Source organism: Paenibacillus sp. MMO-177 (genome assembly GCF_037147795.1).
Classification (GTDB): domain Bacteria; phylum Bacillota; class Bacilli; order Paenibacillales; family Paenibacillaceae; genus Pristimantibacillus.
In genome coordinates this window covers 226,106-250,752 of sequence record NZ_JBBCUR010000006.1, presented here as the reverse complement: position 1 = coordinate 250,752, position 24,647 = coordinate 226,106, and the positions used below count along the sequence as shown (strand labels likewise).

General features: G+C 41.0%; 23 protein-coding genes, 1 pseudogene and 1 riboswitch. Of the genes and pseudogenes, 9 read left to right on the top strand and 15 right to left on the bottom strand.

Going from position 1 to position 24,647, the window contains the following annotated elements; all coding sequences use genetic code 11:
• Positions 1 to 742: 742 nt before the first annotated feature.
• Both WFK81_RS21915 and WFK81_RS31005 read right to left on the bottom strand, forming a co-directional pair.
• A complete protein-coding gene (locus tag WFK81_RS21915) occupies positions 743 to 2,740 on the bottom strand; it encodes a DUF5693 family protein (RefSeq protein WP_336788502.1) in 1,998 nt (665 codons plus the stop codon).
• A 77-nt stretch (positions 2,741 to 2,817) separates the two neighbouring features.
• Positions 2,818 to 3,216, bottom strand: a complete 399-nt coding sequence (locus WFK81_RS31005) for a double zinc ribbon domain-containing protein (RefSeq protein ID WP_442956086.1) — start codon at positions 3,214 to 3,216, stop codon at positions 2,818 to 2,820.
• 308 nt (positions 3,217 to 3,524) lie between these two features.
• On the opposite strand from WFK81_RS31005, the gene WFK81_RS21910 reads away from it, so the two are divergent.
• Positions 3,525 to 4,244 carry a ZIP family metal transporter gene (locus tag WFK81_RS21910; protein WP_336788501.1) on the top strand — a complete coding sequence of 240 codons (720 nt, stop codon included), beginning with the start codon at positions 3,525 to 3,527 and terminating at the stop codon, positions 4,242 to 4,244.
• A 48-nt stretch (positions 4,245 to 4,292) separates the two neighbouring features.
• On the opposite strand, the gene WFK81_RS21905 is transcribed toward WFK81_RS21910, so the two are convergent.
• Entirely contained in the window at positions 4,293 to 4,658 is a 366-nt protein-coding gene (locus WFK81_RS21905; protein WP_336788500.1) for an ArsR/SmtB family transcription factor, read from the bottom strand.
• 189 nt (positions 4,659 to 4,847) lie between these two features.
• On the opposite strand from WFK81_RS21905, the gene WFK81_RS21900 reads away from it, so the two are divergent.
• Positions 4,848 to 5,345, top strand: a complete 498-nt coding sequence (locus tag WFK81_RS21900) for a PCYCGC motif-containing (lipo)protein (RefSeq protein WP_336788499.1) — start codon at positions 4,848 to 4,850, stop codon at positions 5,343 to 5,345.
• A gap of 54 nt (positions 5,346 to 5,399) precedes the next feature.
• Here the strand turns inward: WFK81_RS21900 and WFK81_RS21895 are convergent, their stop codons facing one another.
• From WFK81_RS21895 to WFK81_RS21865, 7 genes are all read right to left on the bottom strand, one after another.
• Complete coding sequence (locus tag WFK81_RS21895) at positions 5,400 to 5,582, bottom strand: twin-arginine translocase TatA/TatE family subunit (RefSeq protein WP_336788498.1); 183 nt, start codon at positions 5,580 to 5,582, stop codon at positions 5,400 to 5,402.
• Between the two features lie 24 nt (positions 5,583 to 5,606).
• Positions 5,607 to 6,773: a ZIP family metal transporter gene (locus WFK81_RS21890; protein WP_336788497.1), complete on the bottom strand. Its 1,167-nt coding sequence runs from the start codon at positions 6,771 to 6,773 to the stop codon at positions 5,607 to 5,609.
• Between the two features lie 30 nt (positions 6,774 to 6,803).
• Entirely contained in the window at positions 6,804 to 7,847 is a 1,044-nt protein-coding gene (locus tag WFK81_RS21885) for a multicopper oxidase domain-containing protein (protein WP_336788496.1), read from the bottom strand.
• A gap of 329 nt (positions 7,848 to 8,176) precedes the next feature.
• Positions 8,177 to 9,274 carry a copper resistance D family protein gene (locus tag WFK81_RS21880; RefSeq protein WP_336788495.1) on the bottom strand — a complete coding sequence of 366 codons (1,098 nt, stop codon included), beginning with the start codon at positions 9,272 to 9,274 and terminating at the stop codon, positions 8,177 to 8,179.
• A gap of 125 nt (positions 9,275 to 9,399) precedes the next feature.
• Positions 9,400 to 10,026 carry a copper resistance CopC family protein gene (locus tag WFK81_RS21875; RefSeq protein WP_336788494.1) on the bottom strand — a complete coding sequence of 209 codons (627 nt, stop codon included), beginning with the start codon at positions 10,024 to 10,026 and terminating at the stop codon, positions 9,400 to 9,402.
• 134 nt (positions 10,027 to 10,160) lie between these two features.
• Entirely contained in the window at positions 10,161 to 10,868 is a 708-nt protein-coding gene (locus tag WFK81_RS21870; protein ID WP_336788493.1) for a tyrosine-type recombinase/integrase, read from the bottom strand.
• A complete protein-coding gene (locus tag WFK81_RS21865; protein ID WP_336788492.1) occupies positions 10,865 to 13,834 on the bottom strand; it encodes a Tn3 family transposase in 2,970 nt (989 codons plus the stop codon). Before WFK81_RS21865 ends, WFK81_RS21870 begins: the two co-directional genes overlap by 4 nt.
• A 234-nt stretch (positions 13,835 to 14,068) precedes the next feature.
• Here WFK81_RS21865 and WFK81_RS21860 point away from each other — a divergent pair, with 234 nt between their 5' ends.
• From WFK81_RS21860 to WFK81_RS21840, 5 genes and pseudogenes are all read left to right on the top strand, one after another.
• A complete protein-coding gene (locus WFK81_RS21860; protein WP_336788491.1) occupies positions 14,069 to 14,440 on the top strand; it encodes an ArsR/SmtB family transcription factor in 372 nt (123 codons plus the stop codon).
• 10 nt (positions 14,441 to 14,450) lie between these two features.
• Positions 14,451 to 16,557: pseudogene (locus WFK81_RS21855) on the top strand (heavy metal translocating P-type ATPase).
• Positions 16,558 to 16,591: 34 nt separating this feature from the next.
• Positions 16,592 to 17,047, top strand: coding sequence for a signal peptidase II (gene lspA / locus WFK81_RS21850; protein ID WP_336788490.1), 456 nt, complete (start codon positions 16,592 to 16,594; stop codon positions 17,045 to 17,047).
• A gap of 67 nt (positions 17,048 to 17,114) precedes the next feature.
• Positions 17,115 to 17,918 (top strand): undecaprenyl-diphosphate phosphatase, encoded by an 804-nt coding sequence (locus tag WFK81_RS21845; protein ID WP_336788489.1) that lies wholly within the window; start codon positions 17,115 to 17,117, stop codon positions 17,916 to 17,918.
• 166 nt (positions 17,919 to 18,084) lie between these two features.
• Positions 18,085 to 18,756 carry a class I SAM-dependent methyltransferase gene (locus tag WFK81_RS21840; protein ID WP_336788488.1) on the top strand — a complete coding sequence of 224 codons (672 nt, stop codon included), beginning with the start codon at positions 18,085 to 18,087 and terminating at the stop codon, positions 18,754 to 18,756.
• A 253-nt stretch (positions 18,757 to 19,009) separates the two neighbouring features.
• Here the strand turns inward: WFK81_RS21840 and WFK81_RS21835 are convergent, their stop codons facing one another.
• Together WFK81_RS21835 and lspA (WFK81_RS21830) are read right to left on the bottom strand one after the other, a co-directional pair.
• Positions 19,010 to 19,444, bottom strand: coding sequence for a C40 family peptidase (locus WFK81_RS21835; RefSeq protein ID WP_336788487.1), 435 nt, complete (start codon positions 19,442 to 19,444; stop codon positions 19,010 to 19,012).
• Between the two features lie 4 nt (positions 19,445 to 19,448).
• Positions 19,449 to 19,578, bottom strand: a riboswitch (cyclic di-AMP (ydaO/yuaA leader).
• A 126-nt stretch (positions 19,579 to 19,704) separates the two neighbouring features.
• Positions 19,705 to 20,178, bottom strand: a complete 474-nt coding sequence (gene lspA, locus WFK81_RS21830; protein WP_336788486.1) for a signal peptidase II — start codon at positions 20,176 to 20,178, stop codon at positions 19,705 to 19,707.
• Between the two features lie 153 nt (positions 20,179 to 20,331).
• Here lspA (WFK81_RS21830) and WFK81_RS21825 point away from each other — a divergent pair, with 153 nt between their 5' ends.
• Positions 20,332 to 20,496, top strand: coding sequence for a YjzC family protein (locus WFK81_RS21825; RefSeq protein WP_336788485.1), 165 nt, complete (start codon positions 20,332 to 20,334; stop codon positions 20,494 to 20,496).
• 71 nt (positions 20,497 to 20,567) lie between these two features.
• A complete protein-coding gene (locus WFK81_RS21820) occupies positions 20,568 to 21,494 on the top strand; it encodes a cation diffusion facilitator family transporter (protein WP_336788484.1) in 927 nt (308 codons plus the stop codon).
• On the opposite strand, the gene WFK81_RS21815 is transcribed toward WFK81_RS21820, so the two are convergent.
• The 3 genes from WFK81_RS21815 to WFK81_RS21805 all read right to left on the bottom strand — a co-directional run bounded on the left by WFK81_RS21815 (position 21,487) and on the right by WFK81_RS21805 (position 24,476).
• On the bottom strand, positions 21,487 to 21,864 hold the full coding sequence (locus WFK81_RS21815; protein ID WP_336788483.1) for a hypothetical protein: 378 nt from the start codon (positions 21,862 to 21,864) through the stop codon (positions 21,487 to 21,489). The two genes, WFK81_RS21820 and WFK81_RS21815, sit on opposite strands and share 8 nt — an antisense overlap.
• Before the next feature lie 489 nt (positions 21,865 to 22,353).
• Positions 22,354 to 23,751: a M23 family metallopeptidase gene (locus WFK81_RS21810; protein ID WP_336788482.1), complete on the bottom strand. Its 1,398-nt coding sequence runs from the start codon at positions 23,749 to 23,751 to the stop codon at positions 22,354 to 22,356.
• A 137-nt stretch (positions 23,752 to 23,888) separates the two neighbouring features.
• Entirely contained in the window at positions 23,889 to 24,476 is a 588-nt protein-coding gene (locus WFK81_RS21805; protein ID WP_336788481.1) for a copper resistance CopC family protein, read from the bottom strand.
• Positions 24,477 to 24,647 lie beyond the last annotated feature (171 nt).

Sequence of the window (24,647 nt, the reverse complement as noted above, 5' to 3'; positions counted from 1 at the left end):
TATGCCGGTAACGGTAATGAGCCATAGCGCAGTTGCAAGCTATATGATCGCAGCCATGAAAAGTTAAGCGACGATAATGAAGCGATTAAATAATAAGTTTGACAATAGCCTAATACATTTAGCATTCCGCGTTGGCTTTTTATATTGTACATTTCCTTATTTTCAAAACCAGCTACAAATAAATAATTTAACTGCATTGTTTTGTATTCAAAACAATTTAAAATGTGAACGGCTGCAGCCGTTCACATTCGGGTCCTAACCTGTATAAATACATATAGGAGTAAAGTGCAATTAACTTGTTTGTGCATTAACTACAAATTGGATACATGAATATACGAAAATTGCCATAGCGAAACATACTCCAACTACAATATAAACGGCTTTACGTCCATTCATTTAAGCACCTGCCTTATCATTTTTTTGCTTGTGATTTCCTCACGATTGCTACCGTCAACATTATTATATCTGGATCATTTAGCATATCAATTACTGACACTACCTTGCCCTTAAACATTCTAGAAAGGGTCAACTCTTTCTGACTTTTCGGTGAAAAACTCTATACTGCTGTTACAGGACTCTTATAAGTAATATTGAATCCAGAACTTTTTATTGTGTTTGTTCTATTGCCATGGAACGGCTTATTATTCAATCTTTATTTTCGCTCATCGCGTCAACATGAATTATGTTGGAAGCCATTATTCTGAATGCCTGTCGCCGTCAATCGATAGCATTAACGTAGCGTTTAAGGCGACGATAAAAATCTACTTTTAAGGTTGAGCCGGATAAATATTAGTTCGCCGATCCACCATATCCCGATTAATAATAATCCAAATAACAATCCTAACCCAAGGCCAAGAATGTTGCGAACGATTGAGATCTGTAACGGGGTGTGAAGGTGAGCCAACGTATCTAGCATAGATAATTGTCCAATTACACCAACAACAACGATTAAACGGGCAGCGCGATATCTAAATAACAAATAAAATCCTAAAATCGCGATTGGATGAGCGAAAAGGAATTCCTTCGTTCTTGGTCGTACTCCTAAAGTTTGTTCTAACCAGTTTCTGGCGATTAATTCAATTGACAGGACACTTCCTCCATTTCCAGTACGGGAAATATAGTAGTAGCCTACACCGAGTAAAAAGGCAATTGAAACAATCCATATAACAGTAATTTTTGCCTGGAGAATACGTAAAGCGTTCTGTTTTATCGAATGTCCCATGAAAACACAGACATACAAACCTACAAGAATAATCGGGAGCAGATGTAATAAACTTACTCCTCGAAATTGTTGTAGTCGAAGATTGTAGCTGATATCATCTAAAGAGCCCACAATAAATTGGCCTCCGATTAGTGTAATGCACGTAGTGAAAATAAAGAATGTAATTGCAAGGAGCAACTGGCTACGCTGCTTTATCAGACTGTTTTGTTGAAAGCGGCTTATTCGTTCAACTGCCCAAATGACACCAACTGTTGGTGCACTAACTGCTGCACCAAGAGCTAAAATTTGCCACCCTAATGTAGGAGAAAACATTTGAAAAACAACAATTCCCAACAATCCTAAAATGAATATAGGAAATAGCAACGAAGAAGAAAATGCACCAAAAAGTAAGGTGATCATCCCAATTGCTCCAAGAGCAATAAATGGTTTTTCCCATCCCTTAGTAATAGTTCCTAATGGCTCTAATGCCTCCGCTTCACCTGGCGAGAACCCCTGTAATTTTAACTCATTTACAATTCCTTCTGAACCACGCATGGCTTGTATTGTGTAATCTAAAGAGTCTGAAAGTTTGTTTTTTTCTGGTTGCCTAACGACCATACCATTTATAAAAAACATTCGGATGTTTCGGTCTTTGGCTGCTAGTAGAAACCTATCCTTAATAGCATTTGGACTCATTCGTTCTGCATCGATCTCAGACAATGAATATAAACGTGTAACATTATAACCAATCATTTTAGCTAACTCTTGGAATCCCTTTGGAGGTTGTTGAAGATTTTCAATTGTAATAAGTCCCATATCATATTTTTTCAATAACTCCCCAAACGAATACAAGGGCTGCTTCCCTACACTGTCCTCTGTATAGCCTGTCACTTGGTTACCTTCAAAAAGAATTCGACGAATGTGATATTGTTTAAAATTTATTAGGAGTTGATTGAAATCCTTTTGATTGTATGGAACTCGATTCGTTAAACGAGGGATTATCTGATATCCCTTTTGTTGAAGAAGGTTCAGCGTCAATGGATCTGGTTCCATTGTTTTGAGCATTGCATTTTTAAGTGAGGTCTCTACTATGAGACCCGACCTCCCTTTATACGACCAGGGAAGTACAACAATATTATCTTGCATGAATCGTTGTTTAATAATGGGGGTTAATACCTTCGTTGCTTCTTCACTTCGAAAGAGGACATACGTATAATTTTCATCAAAGCGAGATAGCGTATTTTGCATCATACTGAGATCTGTTTCATTGTAAAGATCAATTCGACCAGATAGAACAAAGTCATTCAATGTAGATTCATTGATTGAAATCGTAGTTATTCCGGCTTTTTTCATTTCACTAAGCCTATCTAAAATATATTGATTAGGATTAGAATAATTAGTCGCCATCTCTTGTAGATCCCTAAAGTCGAAAATGTATTCAACTTGTTTAGCGGATTTCTCCATTTTCCATCGGGAATATTCGGCTGGGATTGCTGCTATAGCACCAAGTATTACAAGTATCCATAATGTTTTGACCATATTGCGTTTCCAACACATAGCTTAAGACCAATAGCTCCTTTCCCTTATTATTCTTTGTTAATTATAGGATCTGACCCTTAAAGATTTTTCCCACAATGCGGGCAGAACAATGCTCTGCCTGAAATGGAGTTATTGCAACCAGAGCATAGACGCTCAGTTGGTATTAAGCTTGTTCCGCAATTACCACAGAACTTAAAGGAATTATCGTTGGGTGCTGCACATGTCGAACAAATACGTGGACTGCTCGTTGCGTTATTGTACCTAAAATGTTGCTCCGCACGTCTAGGATCCTGATGATGCTGATCATGCTGATGACGATCATGGCTGTGTTTGGAATGATGACTATTGTGATGACTTTCATCTCTATGGTGATGACTTTCATGCCCACTATCGTGATAGTATTTCCTCTGATCTGTTTTATGATGTTTTCCATGATGATCCGAATGATGTCCGAACAAATGCTTAAAAAACGACATTATACTCACCTCTAATTTTTATTAGCGATAACCAAAAAGCTTAGCATTTCAGCGCATACTGATATATTAACACATGAATATGTGTTCATACAATTAATTGATCTTTAATGAGATGATTATCATAATTCTTTATTATCTAACACAAAACACCCTCACCCTCTACAAACAGGCATGAGGGCTATTATTCATGGGTGTGACTGCAACCCGTTTGTGAAGATAATGTACAGAATTTAGATTTAAACACATATGAACTCAAATAACAAACCACTTGTCCAAAATTTGAAGGAATCAATGGGGTGAATTCTTAAATGATAATCAGTTTGTTCGGAATTGGTGTGAGTCTCTTTAGCTTAAGTATAGGAGGGATTATTTCTTTCGTTATTGTTCGGAATCCCCAGTCACCAATGGCCTGGCTAATTTCTTTCTCATTTGGTCTTCTCATGTTTCAAATTACTGCACGCCTATTACCAGAAAGCGCAAATCTAGGAGGGTGGGTTCTAACCAGTATTGGAACAATATCCGGATACTTATTGTTTGTTTTGATTCAATCATTCTCAAAACGAGTCGTAATCCTTAGCATTGATGGGAACAACCCACTTCAAGTTCGTTCTGGTATGCTGATCGCTTTAGCAATCGCACTGCATAACTTACCAGCAGGCTTTGCACTTGGCAGCATTTCTGCTAACAAAATGACTTTTTTGTCCGATCTCTATTTGACCATGGCGGTACATTCTCTTCCAGAGGGCATTATCCTTGGCTTACCGTTTGCAGTCGCTGGATTACAGCCACTTGCACTATTCATATGTGTTACGATGGCCTCATTCCCAACAGGAATTGGTGCATTATTTGGCATGATGCTCGGAAACATTCCACAAGGGCTAATGTCATACATACTTGGCTTAGCTGTAGGGACAATGATCTATGTAGCACTTCATGAAATGATACAGCCAGTTTTTAAAAAGTTCGACCTTCGAATTATGATAGCAGGCACGGGATTAGGGGTTATTTCGGGATTGATCTTTCTCTAAAAAATGGGCAGCCGTATTCTCGGCTGCCCATGAGATAACACATAAAATTTAATCATGCTTCAAGTGAGTCATCGTTTGGATAATAATCTCACGTACATGTTCATCATCAAGTGAATAAAAAACTGTCTTTCCTTCTTTACGTCTTTTTACAATCCGAACATTTCTCAGATATCTAAGCTGATGAGAAACGGCTGATTGGTTCATTTCTAATACATTACATAAATCATGAACACAAAGCTCTATATCTAATAAAGCAAAAATGATTTTTACTCTTGTAGGATCACCAATGGCCTTGAATAGCTCAGCTAAATTACTTGCTTTATTCATCTCTAACTTTAATTCTTCAAAATTGATGCTATTGTCATTTTCTCTTATACAGTTATCGTCACATTGTTCATCTATATAATTATTCATAAGATTATCCCCCACCTTCACTAAGTAGAATTATTATATCAGAATAATTACGGTTAAGGGAAATGACGTGACTTCAAATCTGCATTCATTTGGCATATCTGTAATCTTCATTAACCTGTCATGGTTTTCATTCTCCTCTCCCCTAAAATTAGGTACAATTGAGTTAAAACAGTTCAGAGGAGATTAGCTATGAAGAAAAAAGTTGGGATTCCATTCCTATTGTTAGTGTGTGCAATTCTGATCCTTAGTGGATGCTCCAAAAATACAAATGATAATCAAAATCATAGTAATGTTCTTCATGCTGAAAATGGTGATCTTCAGGAAAAGACGGTCTCGCTTACCAAAATGCCTAATTTTCTAGATGGTTTATCACCTGTTATCCAAACAGCCTATTCCGTTGCAGCCAGTGTGAGTGAAGAACTCCCCTATATCCCTTGTTATTGTGGGTGCGGCGAAAGTGCGGGTCACAAAAGCAATTTGAACTGTTTTATAAATAAAATTAATGATGACGGTTCTGTTGTTTGGGATGATCATGGTACTCGCTGTGGTGTTTGCATGGAGACTGCGATGACAACAGCGGAAATGAAAAAAGCCGGCAAATCGCTATCTGAAATACGACAAACGATTGATACTATGTACAAAGAGGGATATGCAAATCCAACACGTACTCCTTTTCCTAAAGTATAAGCTATACGTAAGAAAACCGCGGTCGTTTGTAACGACCGCGGTTTTCTTTAATAGTTATTTCTTAACCTCTTCTTCTTTGTCATCATCCAGGAACATACTTTCACGCGTTCCTTTGCGGAATTCCGAAAAAGTTGATCCTATGGCTCTTCCAAGCTGAGGCAATTTGGAAGGTCCAAAAAGCAACAAACCTACGACAACAATAAGGATAAATCCAGTGACTCCAATTCCGTATGGCATGGATGTTCCTCCTCGTTCTTTAAGTTAAAAATTCACCAGGAGAGCCGTTGCATACATAGCAATGATGCCGATGAGTACTCCACTAAAATTCAACCAGCTTACGGCCGGCAACTGGATCCTCCTCGATTCTTGAGCAATCATTTTACCGATCACATAGATAACCTGCAAAATCGCGCCGGCACCAATACCAAAGAACAATGCTGCTAAGGTATCATTTAAAATAAATCCACCTATCCAGGTTCCGACAATCGCTGGTGCTCCGGCTATAAGGGCCAAGTATACGAAGACATTCCATTTCGGTTGAGTATTTAGCAGCGGTGCGGCAATGCCAACTCCCTCTGTTACATTATGCAGTGTGAAACCAATAATAAGGAAGGTGCCAAGCGCCGCCTCTCCTGCGGCAAATGCAGCACCAATCGCTAACCCTTCTCCTAGGTTGTGAAGCCCTATCCCCCCTGCAATCTTGAAGGCAACGTTTTTCTTTTCCCGTTTTTTAGAAGCTCCTGCCTGATCCATCGCTAATAGAAAGAGGAAACTCAATATGGCTCCAAACCATACAAGACCTGGCCCCTGAAATACAGCGGGAGCTTCTCTTCCCAGTTCCAGTCCTTCCTCAAAGGTATCAATGACAAGAAACAAGAGAAGTCCAACAGTGAAAGCAAGTACAGCCTGCATCCCTTTCACTGTAAATCGGCGTAGAAGAGGATACCACAACAAGCCTAAACTAACAGGTACAATTCCTACATAGAATCCAATTAGTGCATACTGCATCACTCGATTTACACTAGGCTCCGGCGTTTTCATCGCTGCGTCTACTTCACCAGAAAAAATGAGGCCGTTGGAAGTGATCAGCTTGATTTCGTGAGGATCCCCTTCTACCCAGGGATATGGAATAGATATTGTGGCTTTTTCAAATCGCTCTAAGGTTGCACTCGCCGAAAAATCAGCGTTCCAAAAAGCATCATCAACAATGACTTGGGATATTGTCACTTCATTGGGGCCACTGTTAAGAACGGACACTTTGAACCCCTCATCAACAAGAGTTATTTTTTGAAAATTGATGACTTCAATTGGTGCTGCTTGTTGTTCTTTTACCCCGGTTCCAACTTGTGATATTACGGTTACTATCGTGATTAGTAGGAGTACGGGTATTCCTCCCCACATCCACATCTTCCAGTTAGTCATTGTCATATTATCCTTTCACCTCCCCGCGCCTCGATATCATTCCACTTCGAAAAACCCCATCCATCCGAGTTCGGTAAATTCACTTTGATGGGCATGAAACATATATCTTCCGGGTGCAGGGAAAGTGATTTCAACAATTCCACGCTCTCCTTGGCACTGCATGATTGTATCCGTAAATGCAGGACGTGCCTCAGGATCCGCACCAGTTGCGTAGTAATGAAAATAATTGGCATGCAAGTGAAAGGAATTGATAAGATCAAACTCTGTCATATTGCTGATATAAATACGGACAAGCTCTCCTGCCTTTACTTTAATTGGTCTGCTCATATACGCAAATGCATAGCCGTTTACCGTATAAACCTCATTCTCGCCGTCAAGATCCAGATCGAAGCCATTCATGACCATGGTGAATTCTTTTGCTGGCTTCCGAGGTGTTTTTGGATCAATAATAAAGTTCCCGTACAGACCCTTGTGTATATGTCTAGTAAAAGGCTGGACGTGACAATGGTAAACCTGAAGCCCTGCTGGTTTCGCCTCAAACTCGTAAACAAACTTTCGACCGGGTAAAACAGGTTCTAGACCGTCCATATCCGTTGGATGTATACCATGGAAATGAATAGAATGTGGATGTTTTGAGCCATTCCAAAAAGTAACTCGCACGATATCCCCTTCTGTACAACGCAAAGTTGGGCCAGGGATTGTGCCATTATAAGCCCAGCCAGGAAAGATGATCCCTTTTGCAATCTCCATGTTATCCCAATCAGCTGCGATCATTTCGTATTCTCTAAGTATTCTGCCGTTTGCAAGCGTGCTGACGGTTCCATAATCAAACGCTGTTAATGCTTTTACGGCTCTTTCCAGCCCCTCACTTGAATCCTTCCCCGGATCGTATCCATGCGACATGCCTTGATGACCCTGAGATTTAAGCATGCTCCGCATATCATGTTTTGACGTTTCCTGGACGGACTTAGCAAACATATTCGCCGGATTCATGACAGTGCTTGCCAATAATCCCAATACTCCTCCTGCCCCTAGCTTCAAGATGGTCCGTCTACTCATTTTGTTTTTTGGATCAATCATTATATTCCTCCCTATCTTCAAAATGAAGATTCGCCAAACCAAATAAATTGGACAAACACAAAATAGTTATCCTAAAGACAAAATGTTTCCCTAAAGAAACTTTAGTTAGAATATATGCTATTACCCAGACGTTGTAAACCTATTTTTTTGTATAGCCATAAATTTTTTTGTTGATGAGCAGAGATGAATGCTGACGAGGAGACTCGAGGAATGTTCACGAAGTGCACAGATACCTAGAATAAGAAAAAATGTCGCAAATTATATCGCGACATTGTTAGAATACAAAAATATAGAGGACATTTAACTTGAACAACACAACCTGAAACTGGTTATTGGAACGTGACAGCAGTCATTAATGAAAGGTAAGCGAATGCGATAAAAATTAAGCCTAATCCCTGCGGCCATTTCCATCCTTCAGATTTCCATGCTTTATAAACTAATAAGGCTAGGGTAAAAATGGCTAAAACACCCAACATGACACTTAGACCATTAAGGGCAATAATCAGTTTAACTTGCTCCGGAAGCTTATCTGTTACCAGAAATTGAAACCATGATGATGATCCCGATTCTCTAACAGTAAGGGATACATCATGTGGAGGTGACTGTTGGCCCATATAACCTGTAAACAAAAAGACGACCAGAATAGCTACGCCTTCCATGCGTATCCAAGATAAGGGATTCCAGGCTGTATTTCTTTTCTGCTTATACCGGTATAAAACGCCATTCATAAAAGCAAACAAAATAAGCGGTATAACAGCAATATGCTTTAACAATAGAGCCTGACCATAGGAAAGAACCCAGCTATCTACATAATCAGGTGCTACTGGCTGTAGCATGAACAATCCTGATACAGATATTCCTATCAAACAAATGATACCTAAAGGAGTCATCCATTTTAAATAATTCTGCCAGTGATCCGGTTTTAAGGAAAAACAGCCCGTCACTAACAAGGTTCCAGCCCATGAGATTGCAGCAACAAAATGAAGAAAATGCCAGGTTACGCCTTGCCAGCCGATTAAAGAGGCCAGATGACTTGCAGAGCTTAATATCAGTGCCATGATAATCGTAAGCAAGCCGGTCAGTATTGAGGAATGCCGTGGATTTATTAGCGGTCTTCGAATTAAAAACCAAATAAGCACAATTGCAGTAATCACTAACTTGAAATAAGCCTTTCCTTCTTCGAACGAGAAAAGCACATTTTTAATGGTTAGACCAAATCCAATATCTCCTGCAAAGAATAAGACAATACGTAGAATAGGCATAAAGGCCAAAATAGGAATAGATACAGCAGCTAAAATAATAACTTTATTTGGAATCCTCATTTCTGGTTTAAAACGAGCTGGTACAAAAGTTAGAATGGAATAACCTGCAAGCAAAGAGAAGCTAACGTAAAGTAATAATTCCGACAACCAGGTAATGATAGTCATTGAAATCCCTTTCCTAGGCTTATTTTTGTTTCTATATAGATATAGGAACAACTAACTAATGCAAACGTATCGCATTTTATTAAACGTGACATTAAAAAGACACCTGCTAAGGTGCCTATAATGAATTACTTAAACTTCTTCCTATTGAAAAGATAGAAAAGTAAACCTATGAGTACAAAGAGGCACACTCCAAGACCAACAAACAATAAAGGAGATTGACTATTGCTTTCGGTGGTTTTTTCCTGATTGGATTCTTCTACTGAAGGAGTAGTCTGTGGAACATCTGTCTTGTCATCAACTTCAGACCCATTTTCATTTTTGACATTATTATTCCCGGTAGCTTCTCCTAATCCATTATCTGATTGCACCGGTGTCTCCGAAGGTGTTGGTTCCGGTGGAAGCTCAACGGAAAATGAGTATTCGCCTGTTATTGGGTGACCGTCTACACCGACAATCTTCCATTCAATTTTGTAGCTCCCAGAAGGAAGTGGAGCCTCAAGCTTGCCTGTCATTTTCTTATCCTGAACATCAATTGAACTTACAGGCAGCGTCTCCCCTTTCTCATTTTTTAAAGTAAAATTGCTTAAGTCTTCAATTTTGGTTTTGAACAGCATTTCAATTTGCGTTAATTTCTGAACTACTTTTTCATCCTTTGCCGGTGACGATGAGTCTAGACCTGTGTGCGCAAAAGCAGATGTAGGCAACAACAATGTTAGTATCAAAGCAATAAATATCATGCTTCTAAATCTCATAATTATTAATCACTCCTTTTTATATCAATAGTTTATCATGTATTCATATGATAAACTGAAGGTTAATTTGACAATGTTTTAACATATAGGGGTAGTACCAGCGAAGCTGACACCACCCGCAAAGTAGATGGATATTAAATGGGAAATTTATTGATGACCTCGTTGTACTCCTGCTGGGCATCGGTGATCGCCAGCTTTGAATAGATCTCTAATGACTTGCGGCTTTCATGGCCGGAATAAGGCTGTATGAGTGCGTCATCGATACCCTGCTTTTTAAGCCAGGTCAAAAGGAAATGTCGTAGCTTATGCGGCGACAGGTTTTGTACAAGACCGGCTTCCTCCGAATATTTGGCCAAAATCTTTCGTATTCCCCGATCCGTATATTTTTTCTTCCACGATGATTCGAACAGGTAAACTGCCTGCTTCTTTTTCATTGAATCAGCGTGCATGGCCAGCATTTCCTTGAACGATTGAGGGAAAGGGACAATGCGATCCTTACTCCCCTTGCCCTTATTAATCCGGATTTGGCAGTAGTGGAAATCAACATCGGACAACTTGATATTGATAAGCTCACTTACCCGAACGCCGGTATATAGCAGCGTCTTGACGATCATCATGTCTTGAAAGTTCTTCACCTGCCAAACCACATCGTAGTAGCGTTTAAGTTCCTCTTCTGTAGGTACATAGGGGAGCTTTTTTGCTGTTTTTGGCACCTCTACCTCCAGCTCTGCTCGAAGATGCTGAAACAGGCTTTTGAGATAGGCATAATCTGGCCGTTCCCCCCGGAGATACTTGGCCAGCTCCTTCGCTTTGCGTTTCGGGGATATGCGCCTTTCACTCACGCGATAACACCTTCTTCCAACGGAAGGCGTTCACTCATGTTTAGCCTAAATGTGCCGTAAGGGTTTACGTGCGTGTAGATCAGCGGGGTAAGCGCCCGAAAATCTTCCGGAGTCATCATATCGAACCATTTACGGTCGGATAAGATGCTTTGAAGCATAATGGTATTGATGTATACCAGGCAGTTTTGTAGAAGGTGAAGAGACAATACGGCAAGCTCTTGATCCTCTAACCGGTTGGTGGCGATTTCTCCGCCTTTGCCGTAAAAGATAAAGCTATTGGCCGAGTTCCAATTTTCCACGACATTCAACCCTTCATTGATCTCGCGGCGCAGCTCCTCCGAGTGCAGGTAATGGCACAGGAATATCGTTTTGACTGCTTTGCCGAGTTCTCCCAAAGCTTGATAGGTCGGATGCTTTAAATTATTGCGGGTAAATCGTTTCAAGATTGCTTCCGTTTCGGCGGTTCCGAGTCGAAGAGCCGTAGCGTACTTCATCATTTGATCGTATTGCTGCCGAATCAGTTCCCAGTTGATTGGGCGGGTCAGCACCGGTTGCAAATTCGGATAGGCATCCGTCATGCCTGGTTCGGGCCGGTAAAGTTTTTGTGAATGAATCGCTTTGAGCCGTGGCATGAGCTGATAGCCCAAAAGGTAACAAAATGCGAACGCAACCTCGCTCTGGCCGTGTGAATCCACGTAATTCTTCTCGACCTCCATTTCGGTGCAATGACGAAGCAATCCTTCCATCATGGCAGCGACTTCAGAGGAGGAGCAAGATTTGAGCTGCGAGTAAATGCATGTCGAATTCTTCTCAACGTGCCAGTATATCATAACGCCGCGGCCGCGGTACCGGATATGCCATTCGGTCATCAGATTTTGATCCCATGCACCAAACTTTTTAGAATCCGATGCACAGGAAGTTGTAGCATCACCCCAAATATCCTGCATCCGAACACGAAAAATGGCATTCACCACTTCAGAAATGGCGTTTCGAAGATTATCCTTATGAATAAACTTCCTCCGGACGTACAGCAAGTCTTTGTAGCTTTCTCCATGCTCACCGGCACTCACACGTTTCAAGCCGGTATTCGTCCTGAGGCCATAAAGGGATAGGATGAGTCTTTTTTGCAGCGTATCCCGGCCTAACGCTTCGCGTACAGCAACAGTCTTGAATTTTTCCGTAAATCCTACACGGAGATCCGCCTCTTTTAAAATGTCCAAGAGGCTCGTCATCGGCCAGCGCCGAAGTATCTCAGATTTTATCCGCGATAGGTTGACCGGCTCTGCTTGTGGCTCTAAAGGAGATAAGCTGATCCAACCGTTCCCCTTCTCCGTGATCCGGACCTTGGGGTTTTTCTGGAGACCGGTATCAAGCTTTTCTAATCCATCTTTCATGGCCTGCTTCAACGTTGCAATGAATGCTTCCGCATCCAGCGGCTGCTTTAGAGCCTTATAATTTTCTTCCCGCCGTTCTTCGAAGTCTATTGGTAAGTCTTCATCCGGGTTCCGGTACCGGTTCGCTCCGGCCACCCATATTTCCTTGCAACGAAGCTTTTCCCGTAAAGCTTGCAGGACGCTTATCTCATAATTCATCCGATTAATTCGCTCTTGGCCTTTCTCGTCCTTCTCTACAATGATTTCTTTGTTAACAGTCCGGATTACACCATCTATCGGGATTTCATCAGACATTGGCAAATAATGATGGCCCGTATCTGAATATTTCTTTACCAGTTCCAACGCACGAATCACTGGCCGATGCACTTCATTGTTTGATCGAAATTCCAGGATGCCTAATATTTCGGGAACCATACGGCGGTAGTGACTCCCATAGGAAGCCCGAATAATGGTATGGATTTTCTCCCGGTAAGCCGGTCCGGTGTGTTTGAATTCTTTTATCAAATCCCGTAATGTTTGCTCATTAACGACCGGGAAAATGACATCACGAATTACTCCGTCTGGATTATTGACGGCAGACTGCGCCATGTTGAATAAAATGCCATACTTATTGCTTACCTTGCGTAAGTCATTCAGGATTTCCTTTTCGACTTTGCGTTCTGCCCGTACTCCTATCCGATGTACGATTTGAATAAGCAGCTCGATCAAATTGTCCGTTATCTCCATGCTCCTTAGCCAGAAGAAGGCGGCCAACAATGTGTAACGGATCGGATCAGGATGGCGGCGAAGTTCTCGGAGATCCTCTGTTGCGGTCCGCTGCCGGTACTTGGTCAATACTTTAAGAGGGATATCACGAAACAGATCATCCGGAAGTTCCAGATTTCGAATCGTTCGCAGCTTGCTTACTTCTCTTAACACACTTTCGACACCTGGTTTGCCAGGATCGGCCTTTAGTTCTTGAAAAGAAAGAAGTCCCTCATCGCTGCTTGAGCCGCCCTGATCTTCATCCAGAAATGCGATATTATCTACGAGTGAATCCAATTTGGATAAAGATATCGTAGGCAGCTTGTCCAGTGTGGCTTGGAAAAATTGTTCCTCATATGTACGAATTGCAGATCTGATAAGTCGCTCAATGCGATCAGGCGTAGGCGGTACAACTTTCATTTCCCGAAATCGCCGGTATACGGTCTCAACCAAATGTTCGAGGCCGTGATCCTGGAATAACACGCTTTTGCATAGCCAATCGATTACCTCTTCAGCATCATTGATGGTATCCTCACGAAAGCCAAAAAACTCCCTGATTTGTGTTCGATGGTAGGTGATTGAGCGACCGGCCCAATCGTATTGTACGTACAGCTCTACCTGTGCCTCGATCTGCTTTGCTATGTATTGAATGACTGCTTTGGGCACTTCGAATTTATGGAAGGGGAATCGCGCTTCATATTGGAAAAACTTAAACAGAACAGCAAACCCCAACCGAGTCTCCCCCGACTTATTGCCAACTTGCTGCATTTCGTTAGGAAGAAACGTAAAATGCTCAATTAACTCCTCCAGCTCCCAATTTCGTTTCACATGATCCCCTCCTAGTAAAGTTCCTAAAATAGTCAGTATCGGAACAATAGCACAATTGTAGACGATTTTAAGCCCTGAAATCTAGCGTTCGAAAGCCGGATTGTTGGAAAGTTCCAAATCAAATTTAACATTCGGAACTTCTTCAGAATTGTTAGACAATTTTTTTGACAAATTTAGACTAGAGATATATTATAATAATCAAATGATTATTTGAGTAATAATGGGGGTGATTGCATGAAACACGATGACGCATGTGAAATCTTTTGTTTTGACGAGGATAAGGTCAACCGCGTCAAGGAAAAGCTAAACAAAAATGACTTTCAAGATATGGCACAAATTTTCAAGGTGCTTGCTGATCATACCCGTTTAAAAGTCGCTTATGCACTATGTGACGAGCAAGAGTTGTGCGTATGCGATGTGGCGAACATAATCGCTTCCACTATGGCCACCGCATCCCATCACCTGCGTCTGTTGCGCAATATGGGAATTGCAAATTACCGTAAAGAAGGGAAGCTGGTTTTTTACTCTCTTCAAGGTGAACAGCTTAAGCAGCTGATTCGTCTGGCCATTGAACAACAGAAAGAGGGTGTTTTACTTGGAAAGTAAATCAGAAGAAATGAGCATGGAGAAAAAAAGCGTATACCGGGTTCAAGGGTTTACGTGCACAAACTGTGCCGCAACCTTCGAAAAAAATGTGCAGTCGTTGCCTAAAGTGGACAAAGCACAGGTTAACTTTGGAGCATCCAAACTAACCGTATATGGTGAAGCCAGCATACCGGATTTGGAAAAAGCCGGTGCTTTTGAAGGGCTGAAGGTTTATCCGGAGAAAGAAAAACGGGAAATTGAACGTGTTCCGTTATGGAAACGTAAAGAGACGATAACGAGTGTGTTGTCCGCTCTTCTTCTTCGCAGGTTACATTGTGGGCGAAGAAAACTCTCTCGGGCCTATTCTGTTTGGGCTCGCCATTGTTGTTGGCGGATACGAGTTGTTTATCAAAGGTTTCAAAGGTCTCGTCCGATTCAATTTCAACATGAACACCTTAATGACAGTGGCCATTATCGGTGCAGCCATTATCGGCGAATGGGCCGAAGGCGCAATTGTCGTCATGTTGTTTGCGATCAGCGAAGCGCTTGAGAAATTCTCGATGGAAAAAGCGCGTCAGTCCATCCGCTCCTTGATGGATGTTGCGCCGAAGGAAGCCACGATCCGCAGGGGAGCGCAGGAAATGCAGATCCCCGTTGATGACATTCAAATCGGCGATATCATGATCGTCAAACCGGGCCAGAAATTGGCGATGGACGGGAAAGTCATCAAAGGCAATTCAGCCGTTAACCAAGCGGCCATCACGGGCGAGTCCGTACCGGTCGCAAAGACGGCCGGCGACGAAGTATACGCAGGAACACTGAACGAAGAAGGGTTGCTTGAGGTTGAGGTAACCAAGCGGGTTGAAGACACCACCATTGCCAAAATCATTCATCTGGTGGAAGAAGCTCAAGCGGAAAAAGCGCCGTCGCAGGCATTCGTGGATCGCTTTGCCAAATATTACACTCCGGGCATTATGCTCGTGGCGCTCGGTATTGCGGTAATACCTCCTCTGCTTTTTAACGGCGATTGGAGCAAATGGATTTATGAGGGTCTGGCACTGCTTGTTGTCGGATGTCCGTGCGCGCTCGTAATTTCCACTCCGGTTTCGATCGTAACCGCGATCGGTAATGCGGCGAAAAACGGTGTACTGATCAAAGGCGGCATTCACTTGGAGGAGACAGGAAAACTGTCTGTTATCGCGTTCGACAAAACGGGAACGTTAACCAAAGGAGTACCTGCCGTCACCGACATCGTGTTGCTGAATGGTCAAGATGAAAAAGAATATCTGGGCATCGCAGCCGGCATCGAAAAATGGTCTCAGCACCCGCTCGCCTCGGCGATTGTCCGTAAAGCGGATGAAGCGAATATCGATCTAACCCGGTGGGAAGCACAGGACTTCTCCTCGATTACGGGGAAAGGCGCTAAAGCGGTTGTACAGGGTAAGACTTATTACATCGGAAGTCCTAGGTTATTTGAAGAGCTGCTGCTAGGCGGCCTGAATGCACAACTTTCCGCTCAAATTGAAAGCTTGCAGAAGCAAGGCAAAACGGTTATGGTGCTCGGAACCGAGCAGGAAGCCTCTGTGCTGATCGCTGTCGCTGACGAGGTTCGTGAAAGCAGCCGGGATGTCATTCGCAAGCTGCATGACCTTGGCGTGAAGAGAACCATCATGCTCACAGGCGACAACAAAGCCACAGGTGAGGCGATCGGGAAGCAAGTCGGGATCAGTGAAGTGAAAGCGGAATTGCTGCCCCAGCACAAGCTGGAGGCCATCAAGGACTTGAAGAACAGCGATCATGTAGGCATGGTGGGCGATGGCGTGAATGATGCTCCTGCCCTTGCCAGAGCCGACATTGGTATCGCAATGGGCGGCGCCGGAACGGATACCGCGCTTGAGACTGCGGATATCGCGCTCATGGCGGATGACTTGAATAAACTGCCGTTTACGATAAAGCTCAGCCGTAAAACCTTGCAAATTATCAAACAGAATATTACCTTCTCCTTGGTCATCAAGGTTGCGGCTCTTGCTCTTGTCATCCCCGGCTGGTTGACGCTGTGGATCGCGATCCTGGCGGACGTTGGAGCAACTTTGCTTGTTACATTAAACGGAATGAGATTGCGGAAAGTCAGGGGCTGATGCCCCTGACTTTTCACTGGAAAGGAGTTGCACGATGTTACGTTTTTATATTGTCGCACTATTTGCATTCCTCGTTGATCAAGTGACGAAATGGATTGTCGCGACTTACATGACGATTGATCAAAAGATACCATTCATTCCAGGACTCATTGGATTTACTTCGATTCGGAATCGCGGCGCGGCCTTTGGTATTCTGCAAAACCAACGTCTATTTTTCGTTGTGCTGACATCCATTGTCTTAGTTGGCATCATCATTTATTTCCGCAAAGTTTACCGTGAGAAAAAGTTGCTGTCTTATGGTTTGGCGCTTATCTTTGGTGGAGCGCTGGGGAATTTCATCGACCGGGCATTCAAAGGTGAAGTGGTCGATATGCTGGAGTTTCAATTTATAGATTACCCGATTTTTAATATGTCGGATGTGTTTATCTTTACCGGCGTTTTTATCGTCATAATCGTCTCCATCCCTGTCGTCAAAAACGGACAAAGCTAAGACTTTGCAGGAATAATACGTTAAGCTGATCTGCCTCGTAGATCCAAAGATAGGAGTGAAATATAAGATGAGTGACATTTTTAACGCAATTATTATGGGAGTTGTGGAAGGATTAACAGAATTTCTACCCGTATCATCGACAGGACATATGATTTTAACGGCGCATCTTCTTAACTTCCTTGGAGAAAGAGCCAAAACATTCGAAATTATTGTTCAACTTGGCGCCGTTATCGCTGTCTTTGTCCTATATTTCCGACGCTTTTTCCGTTTCTTTAATTTTACACCTGGATATATGCAGCGACCAGGAGTCAATATTATTCATGTAGGCTTAGCGATGGCCCCTGCTGTAATTATCGGCCTTGCACTACATGATTTTATAAAAGAATATTTATTCGGACCATGGTCTGTCCTCATAGGCTTGGTAGCTGGCGGGATCTTGATGATCGTGGCTGAGAGGGTACGTATACCAATAACAGCCGACTCCATGGACGATATTACATACAAACAAGCTTTTCTCATTGGGGTCTTTCAATGTTTGGCACTCTGGCCCGGCTTCTCCCGTTCCGGGTCCACTATCTCTGGTGGTTTACTGGTCGGCACGAGCCAAAAAGCAGTTGCAGAATTTACCTTTATTGTATCCGTTCCGATCATGTTCGCTGCCTCGGGTTTAGACTTATATAAGAGCCGTGCTTTCTTGACGTTCGATGATCTTGGTTTGTTCCTCGTCGGATTGGTTATCTCCTTTGTCGTCGGAATGATTGCGGTAGTTACATTCATAAATGCAATTAAACGGCTTAAGTTGTCTTGGTTTGCTTATTATCGTTTCGTGCTGGCGTTTTTTTTCTACCTTATTCTTTCAAACAGTTTTTAATTGAACTGGAATTCCGATTAACGAGTGCATTTCTTATGGTTACGGGATTCTAGGGTGAGATTGAAATGAGAGAGCATCGAAGGGGTACCGACAGCAAAGTGCACAATTTGTCGGACTTTAAAATTACAGGGATAACTTATGGCAGGTAGCCGGAAGGAAAGGGAAAATGAGGAAGAGAGACAATAAGGAAACAGACTTTATTCCGGCTCTACGATTCAACTGGCTTACATCTTTATATGACCCGATATTACGTTGGACGATGAGGGAATCCGCTTTTAAGAACCAGCTAATTAGGCAAATTCAAGTTGACCCCGGGCAGCGAATCCTTGATCTAGGATGCGGTACCGGTACGTTAACCATCCTATTGAAACAAACGTATCCAAAAGCAGAAGTTACCGGGATTGATATTGACCCAAAAGTTCTTCAAATTGCAGAAAGAAAAGCAGAGAACATGGGAATGGACATTACGTTTAATCAAGGCATTGCGTTTGAACTTCCATACTCTAATAATTCATTTGATCTTATTGTAACCAGCCTTATGTTTCATCATTTGACGCTAGAAAATAAACTCCGTACATTACACGAGATATTCCGAGTACTAAAACCGCAAGGTGAAATCCATATCGCGGATTGGGGCAAAGCTCAAAATGGACTAATGCGTGTTGCATTCCTACCCATCCAAATATTGGACGGATTTAGAACAACTACTGATAATGTAAATGGCCTCTTACTACAACTTATGACTAATGCCGGATTTAATGAAACTAAAGAAACAGATCGATTTATGACTATATATGGAACCCTTTCTTTATATAGAGCGAGGAAAAATATGCTGTAAAAATGTTGCGGTGAGTGTCAGCTTTCCTGGTACTCTCTTGATGAGAAGATGAGGGTTATTTTGATGCCCCTTTAAATTTCACATTTAAATACATCTACTTTGCGGGTGGTGTCAGCTTCGCTGGTACTACCCCATATAGTCTTGAATGCGTAGGTCCCCCTTGTTTAGGAACTGTAAAACCCTCGCCTACAAGGTCCAGTAGCTATCTAACAAAGCAAATGCAGTCTCTCATATTGAAAGACTGCATTTCTTCTTAGTACCCCACTTGACGCGCTGTTACATAACGGGAATCATAATATTCCTCACTCATTTTACTAATTGTCACGCCTTTGCTGCTGGAGAAGTGAGCAAACTTACCATTACCAATGTAAATTCCTGCATGTGATATCCCTTTGCCACTCGTATTAAAGAACACCAAGTCACCTTCACGTAGGTTACTTTTCGAAACAGGATCCCCTACCTTAGCTTGTGTTTGAGATGTTCGCGGCAATTTGATATCAAATTGATTAAATATGTAATTAATGAAACCTGAGCAATCAAAACCTTGAGTCGTTGTGCCTCCCCACTTGTATGGAGTTCCTACTACCTCGTTTATTGATCCTTTAAGAGGACATTCACTTGCAAAAACACCTTGCGCACCGGTTACTAACATGACACAGAAAACAAAAATCGAGACAAACTTTTTCAAAAACACTTTCTCCCTTCGTTGCCTACCAGGTTAGCTTACGGATTCGGTTGAAGATCCCTATAATCAGATTGATTAATTCACCCATGTACATTGGTTCCCCGGTTTCATCTTACAGAATTCGGCATCATTTTATTAAACTACTTTAAGTAGTATAATACGACATAATCAGACACATCACTCCATTACAATGATTAGAATCTTTTCATTTAAACGAAATAACTATCGGACTTATACTGAATCAATAGTTCATTTGTTTTTATTTAAACCTGATCATTGACTTTTTTATCTTTAAACTGGGACCAAATAAAGAGGCACACTCCAATATTGATAAAAACATCAGCTCCATTAAATACCGGAAAATTAATGAGCCTGAAATCTAACATATCGACAACCTCTGACCGAAAAATACGATCTAACATGTTTCCTAAAGCACCACTTAGCACAAGTGATAAACCTATCCCGAGCAACTTGTTGGATGAAGCATGTTTCCTGATGAAGAATACAATAATGACACTTATGATTAAAGCAAGTGCGATCAGTAAACCTTTCTGACCTTCAAAAATATTGAAAGAGGCACCACGATTACGGACTGAAGTCAGATGAAAAACTCCAGGCCATAGAGGAATTGTTTCACCGATCACCAAATATTTCGTAATTATCCACTTACTCAATTGATCCATTAGAATCATCAATACTGCAATCAAGTAATAAACCACTTCGCTCCCCCTTTTCATTGGTTGAATTATGGATTAAACCATACGCTCAATAATTGAACAATGGATTTTAAAACGTAATTTTAACTCGGCATTTCATATGAATGATTTTGAGCAATATTGAAAATAATTAGACAGGCAAAACACCAAATTAAACTTGGAGGCTAGAACTACATGGCAAACGCAAACCATCGTCATAGAAGTGGTGAAAAAGTAACTGAAAATGGACATTACACTGACAGTGATGGAGGACATGTCGTGCTGCAAGCTGGAGATACGTTCCCTAACTGTCCTAAGACCGGGAAAGCAACAACTTGGAAGCACGAGTCAAATATCTAAAATGAAATAAGCCCCAATAATCAAGATAGATGACTCCTGTATTTTCAGGGGTCATCTTAATACATAATGCAATGGAGGAATCAGCTGTGGGACACTCACATAATCATAACGGTCATAACCATGGAACTGCAAATTATAACAAGGCCTTCTTAATCGGTATCATCCTAAATACCATTTTTGTTGCCACTGAAGCAACATATGGAATTATAAGCAACTCATTAGCGCTAGTCGCTGATGCAGGTCATAATCTAAGCGATGTCTTAGCCCTTGTACTTGCATGGATTGCAAGTTTGCTTACTAAAAAAAGCCCAACCTCGAGCCGAACTTACGGATTCAGACGATCCTCCATATTAGCTGCTTTATTTAATTCCATTTTTTTGCTTATTGCATTGGGAGCAATCGCTTGGGAAGCGATCCGCCGCTTTGCAGAGCCCTCTCCAATTGAAGGAAATACCGTTATTTGGGTAGCGGCAATCGGAATAATAATTAATACCCTAACAGCCATTATGTTTCTTAGTGGCAGCAAAGGCGATATCAATATTCGAGGAGCATTCTTACATATGGCAGCTGATGCTGGCGTATCCTTCGGTGTAGTCATCGCTGGTCTCATCATTAAATTTACTGATTGGCTATGGCTTGACCCTACAGTCAGTTTGGTAATTTCCGTCGTTATATTCATTAGTACTTGGAGTTTGTTAAAGGATTCGATAAACATGTCCCTTGATGCCGTTCCTAAGGATATCGACTTTGTACAAGTTAAAGCTTATTTTGAGGGACTTCCTGGTGTCCAAGATGTTCACGATCTGCACATCTGGGGAATCAGTACAACCGAAATCGCCCTAACCGTACATTTAGTCTTAAATCAAACGGTTAATTACGACAATCAATTAACAGCATGCCGGGAAGCATTACATGAAAAGTTTAATATCGATCATATCACTATTCAAATGGAACCCCTGACTTATTTGTGCCCCCAAGCACCTGAGGGCACTATCTAGAAGGATCATTACTCGGATTATATACCCTAGAGTAGTGAATCCCGCCACTAGCATAAAAATGTCCGATTAATTTATATTTTCCTTTTAATTGATCCGTTTCTGTTGTATAGATACCTTTTCCCTCATACTTGGTTTCTAGCCAGGCAGAACCGTTATTTTCAGAATTCCGAATTTCAAAAAGCACCCATGATTCATCGGTAACAACCGATTCATCAATAGCTAATGTAACGCGAACACTATCACTGGAATCTGAGATGTCTTTAATAGATATTTTTATATCAAACAAATCATCTTGTCCTAAAATCGAACATCCAGAGAAAACTACACAGACTAGCAATAACAAGATCATTTTTAAACTTAACCTTTTCATCGCCTTCCCCTTTCTACAAGACATTATCATCTATTCATATCATGTTTCTAAATGAAAATTGATTGAACTCAAAATAACTTGGCTTGTGAGTTTATTATGAAGCAAACAAAAAATGCCGCTTTTTATATAGCTCGGCACTTTTGTTATCTATCCAATTCAAAAAGAATGGTGAGTTATCATTGGGCTTTTTTATTGTGTTAGAAGCAAGAGTCATATCGCCATCTGACTTCAAGAGTTTTAGATGATATTTCCATATGCTTACGTTTATTGATTGCTATCTTCACCTTTAGATCGTGTTGAAGCGGTTGTAGAAGATTTAATCAACCTGTAGATATTAAAGCCAAGAAATAATACCGCAACAACCACAACAGCAAAGTAAATAGTCACCTGAAGCATACGCAAATCACCTCTCCTTGAATTTCGACTATGACTAAAATATCACATGAACATATATTCAACAATTCGTTTAACTGATCGTTCAGAAATTTGTCATTCATTTAAGAAAGTTAGTGGGTTAATTTTTTCATTATCCTTATTCCTAATTTCAAAATGAAGATGCACGCCGGTGGAGCGACCTGTTGTCCCCATAATACCGATCGTGTCCCCCTTTTCAACGAGACTCCCCTTCTTAGTATTGATTTTACTCATGTGAGCATACAAGGTCTGGTAGCCGTTCTGATGATCAATAATGACATGATTACCGTAATCAGATGTAAACCCCGCATAAATTACCTTACCACTATCGGCTGCGTAAATCGTACGATTTGATGAAACACTATCCGTTCCAGCATGAAATCTTCCCCAACGTTTACCAAACTGGCTTGTCACTGTTGGATCTATAATGGGCCAGTCAAATACGCCAGATCCTATGCCTTTAATAATCTTAGCGCCTTGCAGAACTTTTTTTGGAACTGCTTTTTGTTGAATCTCAGATTTAACTACTTTTTCATCTATTAGCTTCCCATTAATTTTAGTTCGCAAGTATGTGATTTTTTTCATACCTGGCTTCCCCTGATCTAAAACTTTCGAACGTCCGACTCTCATGCTGTTATCGTATATGATCTTGACCCCGCTCGGTACTTGAAGCCGCTCAGTATATTCTTCGGTTGTTTTTACAGATAGCTTGGGTTTACTAATAGTTAAATCCAATTTATCACCTATAGCAATAAAATCGTCTTGAATCCAGGGATTATTCGAGTAAATAACTTCTTGAGAAACATTGAAATCTTGTGCAATACAAGAAACACAATCCCCCTCTTTTACGGTATAGCTTGTTCTTTTTATATCTTCTCCTTTTAATTTCTTGATGACTTCCTCAGGATTGGAAAGTAGAGCTGGATCTGTTTTCACAGTGGATACAATAACATTTTCAACAAATTGAACTGATTTATAAGTCACTGTTTTATATTGTTGTTGCTCCTTTTTCCATGAAAGAGACGTTACTTCCATACTTTGATTTCGAACGGAGAAATTGTTTTTAATTTTTTGGAGGATGAGCTCAGCCATTTCTTTATTTGCAACAACTCCTACTACTTCTCCATCCACTTGAATCGTATAACCTGAACTTTCAACAATAAACCTCTGATTAAATTCTTGTTCCACCTTTTCATCTTGAGCTTTAGTAAAAAATCGCTTGACCGATTTAATTTTAAACAAAGCCTGATTTGATACTAACTCAGCATCCGGATACTTGAATTGAACGATGGATGATTGTTCTTGGCCCCACTTTTTAAGTAAATTCATCTCTGAAATATAACCAAGTTTTTTTCCATCAAATTCAACTTGGTATACTGTTTTAAGTTGCATACCCAATATAAGACATGTACATAGTGTTAAAAGGAAAATAACAAGAACTAACTTCAACTTTTGTTGTAATGAATGGATCATTCCTACCTCCTTAATATCTACTCACCTAAAAAGTATCATATGAACAAGTATTCATCAATTGTCGAACAAAAGAATGGGGAAATTTTAATTTTTAAAATGCATCAGGCATCCTGTTAAACAGGATGCCTGATGCACGTTTATTTTCTCTTTTTTGTTCTTGTGAAAAATACGATGATGGCTACTATAACAATCCCACATACAATCCAGAAAGTACCTTGGGCAAAGTTATCTTGTTTACTTGTAGTTGTTGAAATGTCCGTATAATCCGAGCTTTGCAAAGGTTCTATCGTAGGACTTGGATTTGATATTATTGTTGATTCAGATCCATTTTCAGTGGTCGGTTCTGGAGTTTCTTCTGGTTGATTAGCCACAGCTACCAGAAAATTATATTCCCCTTCAATGGGATATCCATCCCCACCTACGATCTTCCACTTCACGGTATAGGTATCATTTGGTAGAGGCTCACTCCATTCTGCTTCCATTTTTTCATCTTTAATTTTTATTTCTGAGTTTTTTATCTCCTCACCTTTCCCGTTTAGCAATTGAATCGTACTGAGATTCTCGACTTCTGTATTAAATTGCATGGTAATGTGGTTTACAGGTTTTAATACTGTAGCGTTTGATGCAGGTTCTGAGAATTCCATGTTGGTCTGTGCGTTTGACAACTGCGGAAAAATAAATAACAAAATCAATGATAAACATACGATAGCTTTAGATCGACTCATTTTACCTTCCCTCCGGAATTTTTCAATTGCTGTTGATTATAGCAAATGATTAAAAACCAAGATCATATTATTTATCACAAAATCATGACAATTAGATACATGAACATGTATTTAATTATATTCTACATTCGAACAAATGAACATATTCTCAAGTGTGCAGTTCATGATAAA